At 60.3% G+C, this 4,255-nt stretch carries 5 protein-coding genes; all 5 read right to left on the bottom strand.

Annotated features, from left to right (window positions below; translation table 11 throughout):
* Positions 1-951 carry an alpha-ketoacid dehydrogenase subunit beta gene (locus ACY5KJ_RS13585; RefSeq protein WP_462188032.1) on the bottom strand — a complete coding sequence of 317 codons (951 nt, stop codon included), beginning with the start codon at positions 949-951 and terminating at the stop codon, positions 1-3.
* Positions 951-1,943 (bottom strand): thiamine pyrophosphate-dependent dehydrogenase E1 component subunit alpha, encoded by a 993-nt coding sequence (locus ACY5KJ_RS13580; RefSeq protein ID WP_462203503.1) that lies wholly within the window; start codon positions 1,941-1,943, stop codon positions 951-953. The genes ACY5KJ_RS13585 and ACY5KJ_RS13580 overlap by 1 nt, the downstream gene beginning before the upstream one ends.
* A gap of 224 nt (positions 1,944-2,167) precedes the next feature.
* Positions 2,168-2,671 (bottom strand): class IV adenylate cyclase, encoded by a 504-nt coding sequence (locus tag ACY5KJ_RS13575; protein WP_462203502.1) that lies wholly within the window; start codon positions 2,669-2,671, stop codon positions 2,168-2,170.
* A gap of 5 nt (positions 2,672-2,676) precedes the next feature.
* Positions 2,677-3,861, bottom strand: a complete 1,185-nt coding sequence (locus ACY5KJ_RS13570; protein WP_462203501.1) for a cytochrome P450 — start codon at positions 3,859-3,861, stop codon at positions 2,677-2,679.
* Between the two features lie 38 nt (positions 3,862-3,899).
* Positions 3,900-4,255: hypothetical protein (locus tag ACY5KJ_RS13565; RefSeq protein WP_462203500.1), on the bottom strand; the 356-nt coding region annotated here is incomplete at its 5' end.

The raw sequence follows: 4,255 nt of genomic DNA, 5'->3' as shown, positions 1-4,255 counted from the left end.
TCACGTATTTGTTACTTCATTACGTCCCCCAAGGGGCGGGCTAAACGGTGTCGGTACATCTGCAGCCGTCACTCGTACCGGAGCCGCCATCAGCCGCCAGAATCGCTCCTCGGCGAGCGAGGCGACAAGCTCGCTCGCGAAGCTGCAGGTGCGGGGTGCCGGATCGACGACGACGACCCGGCCAGTTTTCTCAACCGAAGCGTTGATCGTCTCGTAATCCAATGGAACGAGCGAGCGCGGGTCGACGACCTCGACCGAGATCCCCTCTGTCTCAAGCCTCTGCGCAGCAGCAAGAGCGACTCTGACAGCACCAGCGATCGCAACCACCGTCACGTCAGTCCCCTCACGCTTTATATCCGCCAAGCCAAGTGGAATCACGTAGTCTTCATCCGGGACCGGGCCCCGCATTTCGAACAGCGTAGCGTCCCTGAACAGCAGCACCGGATCGTCCTCACGAATCGCTGCCGTTGTCAGCCCCTTCATGTCGTACGGAGTGCTCGGAGCGACGATCTTCAAGCCCGGGCTGTTGGCGAACAGCGCGAACGGACGATCCGCGTGATGGGCGGCTTCCGAATTACCATAGAAGACTGGCACAAGCAGCAGTAGCGGTACCTTCGCCTGCCCACCCGACATATAGCGGATCTTCGCCGCCTGATTCACTATCTGATCCATCGCCGAGTACAGAAATGTCGAGCACGCCATATCGATCACCGGACGGAGACCCGTCAATGCTGCCCCCACGCCGACACCGACGGAAGCCGCCTCCGAGATCGGTAGATTCCGAATACGCTCCTTACCGAACTCATCAACAGGGAAACGGCCATACAGGTTGGCCCGCAAATCCTGAGCCATAAAGAACACCGACGGATCGTGGCGCATCTTCTCAGCAATCGCCGCAAGAGTCGCATCGAAATACGTCAGCTGTGTCGTTTCCCGCACCTCAGTGCCCATCACCGGCTCCTGATCGCAATCGGGTTGACGAACACGTCCTCGAACGCCTCACCGGGCTCGGGAAGTGGGCTTTCCTGGGCAAAAAGGATAGCTCCCTCCATCTCCCTGGCCACCTCGGCTTCCAGGTGCACAGCATCCTCGCCAGTCAGTACCCCACGGCTACGGAGCTCTTCCCGGAACAACACGATCGGATCCCGCGCCCGCCACTCCTCCACCTCCTCTGGCGAGCGGTAGCGCGGCAAGCTCCCTTGCGAGTCGACGACCTCGACGTGCTCACGGAAGCGATACGTCTTCGCATCAACCAGGCTCGGCCCGCCTCCGGAACGAGCACGCGCCGCCGCCGCCGAAACCGCCGCATACACCGCCAGCACATCCTGACCATCAACGCAGGCGCCCGGCATCGCATAGGCCGCCGCCCGGTCGGCGACATTCTCCACTGCCATCGCCTCCTGAATTGGGGACGTTACCGCATAACCATTGTTCTCGCAGAGAAAAACCGTCGGCACAGCCCAAATCGCCGCCAGATTCAACGCCTCGTGAAACGGACCAGCGTTCGCAGTGCCATCACCAAAAAAGCTCAAACATACCTGACCTGTCTCGCGCATCTTCGCGCTCAATCCTGCTCCAACCGCAATCGGCAAACTCCCACCAACAATCCCCGACTCACCAAGGCTGCCCACCGAGAAATCCGTCAGATGCAACGACCCACCCTTGCCCCGGCAGACTCCTGCTGACTTCCCAAGGAGCTCAGCCATCAACGGACCAAGTTGCGAACCTTTACCGATCAAATGGCCGTGCGACCGATGATAGCCGATCATATAGTCATCGCCGCGAAGAGCCATACACGCCCCAACAGCCGCGGCCTCATGCCCGATCGACGTATGAAGCCATCCAGGAAGCAAACCCTTCGCCTGCAACTCAATAGCACGCTCATCGAAGTGTCGAATACGCAGCATACGCCGCTGCATCTCGATCAAACTCTCACTGCTCAAAGTCGCATCTATAAGAGGCTGGCCTATTTTTCCCCGGGCCGATTCCATAACCCCGATCCTATCTCTGTCTTCTACCGTTATGGCCATGTTCGGATGGGCGAATGAAAGGTTGGCAAATCAAGCTAAGGGGACGTAATGAAGTAACAAACACGCGATCGAGAGCATCATCGCAGGTCACAGGCCTGTGGAGGATTCGAAACGCGCAAGTTATTTCATTTCGACTCCTAATGCGACAGACCCAGTAGCAGATCGGCGTAGGACATGGGGATGTCGGGTTCGGCCTCCAAAGCGAGTGATCGTCGGTGTCGCCGATGAATAATATCGGCCTGCATGCCAGGTATAACGGCTGTTTCGAGCTCAACGAACGCGCCTAGTCCGACAACCTCGTCAAGATGAACGATAGTCGAGTCGAGTCTCCATTCCTCCCGGGTCTTGACCACGTCGACCAGCACTCCCAGCAAAGCCCCGAAGACGTTCCTGCACGAATCGGGATCGGTGACGTCGGTTGTGATGTATATGCACCGCCGGTCGGGCCCCTGATGTCGGTGGTATGCGACCAGTTGTGCGGCGTCTACGGACACCCGAAGTTTGAGCCAACCGACCGGTACCTGGAAGTAGGTATCGCGTTGATGCACGAATGTATCGAGAGACCCACCCGCGTCGGTCAGCCGCTTCCGAACCTCAGTCAAGCCGGCACATCGGATCTTCGTTTCGAACAGCTCTGGCATGGTCACTAATCCGGTCTGGTGCGTGCGATCTCCAGGCGTACTGGACCGCGTACGAAAAAAGACTGTCCATAGTCGATGGTGGTGACGACGTAGTCAGGAACGAACGACAGCAACTGCTCCAGAGCCAGGCGTGCCTCGACGCGTGCGAGCGGAGCGCCGAGACACAAATGGATTCCATGACCGAATCCGAGGTGCCGATTGGGTGAGCGAGTAATATCGAACCGCTCTGGATGGGGGAAGCGGATGGGATCGCGGCCTGCCGCAGCGGTCAAGACCCAGACGGTTTCGCCGGGCAACAGGGAGACCGCACCGATCGCGGTATCCTCGGTCACCGTTCTGGGGTCGAACTGCGCCGGTCCACTGAACCGGATAACCTCCTCCACGGCAGCTCCGGTGAGTGAGCGGTCGGCAAGCAGAGCACGGCGCTGGTCGTGATGCGCGGCGATCAGAACGATCGCGTTGGCGATCAGCTTGGCCGTGGTCTCGGTACTCGCCATAAGGAGTAGTACACAGGCGGCTACGACCTCCGGTCTGGTCAGGGTTCCCATGCGATGGGCTGCCAGCAGGTGCGCTAGCAGGCTGTCCTCGGCCGGCGCCTCACTGGCCAGTCTGCTGCGGGTATAGTCTGCCAACGCCATCCCCGCGCTCACCGCATTTCGGTAGAGTGCCGCGGCCGTTGGCTCGGTGTCCGCCAACACCGCGGCAACGCTGCCGACGGCCATCTCCTGTGTCCATCGAATGACCTGGCTGCTGTCCGACTCCGGGACGCCCAGCATCCTGCAGGTGACCAGGGCGGCGAGTGGGAACGCCACGCCAGTGAGCACGTCAATGGGTTCCCCGTCGCGTAGTGGCTCCCGCAGAGCGGCGAACACATCCTCGACAGTGGCGCGGACGAGCGGCTCCCAGCGCGCCACGGCGCGTACTGTGAAGCAGTGGCGCAGCACGGAACGTAGCCGGTCGTGGTCAGGTGGATCGCTGCCCAGCATGGTGGCTGCACCGTCGTACCACGGTCCGAATTTCTCATCGGCGAGTACCCGCGAGGAGTAACGGGAGGGATCCCCGAGAATCGCCACTGCGTCATCGTATCCAGTCACCATCCACACGTCGGCCAATCCGTTATAAACACACCTGCCGAGCAACCGGATTCGTTCATAGATCGGAAACGGGTCGGCGACCACCTCCGGCGACATGAAGTTGATGTTCAGTACGGGTGTTCGGGGGGTCGTAGTCACGCCGGGACCTTTCCGAGCAGAATCATGTACTCCAGGTCGATACGAATGCCGTCAGATGTCATCGATGACCTTGTGGTGAGCCGTTCGACCTCGGCGGTGAGCTTGTCCACCTGTGCCGGATCTAGACCACTGCAGGCCGCGATATGGGACGCGGAGTTGGTGAACAAGAACTCTGTGGCAGCCCCAGCGGACGCGAAGTTCCACGGGACGGTCGCGGTGAATGTCATCACGTCGGTGAAGTGTTGTTCGAGCCGGGTGATGGCCACTGCTTCGTTGGCCCAGTCGTTGCGCTCCGGAACACCGTCCGGCAGCGGTCGATAAGCCTTGATGATCTCCTCGACCTGGCCAAAGG

It is taken from the genome of Frankia sp. CcWB3 (genome assembly GCF_977927595.1).
Note: the sequence above shows the minus strand (reverse complement) of the source record. Positions and strands in the feature narration are given on the sequence as shown.

Coding starts and splice junctions, on each gene's coding strand:
- ACY5KJ_RS13585 (WP_462188032.1), bottom strand. CDS start 951: ATGGGCACTGAGGTGCGGGAAACGACACAGCTGACGTATTTCGATGCG.
- ACY5KJ_RS13575 (WP_462203502.1), bottom strand. CDS start 2,671: ATGCCAGAGCTGTTCGAAACGAAGATCCGATGTGCCGGCTTGACTGAG.
- ACY5KJ_RS13570 (WP_462203501.1), bottom strand. CDS start 3,861: ATGTCGCCGGAGGTGGTCGCCGACCCGTTTCCGATCTATGAACGAATC.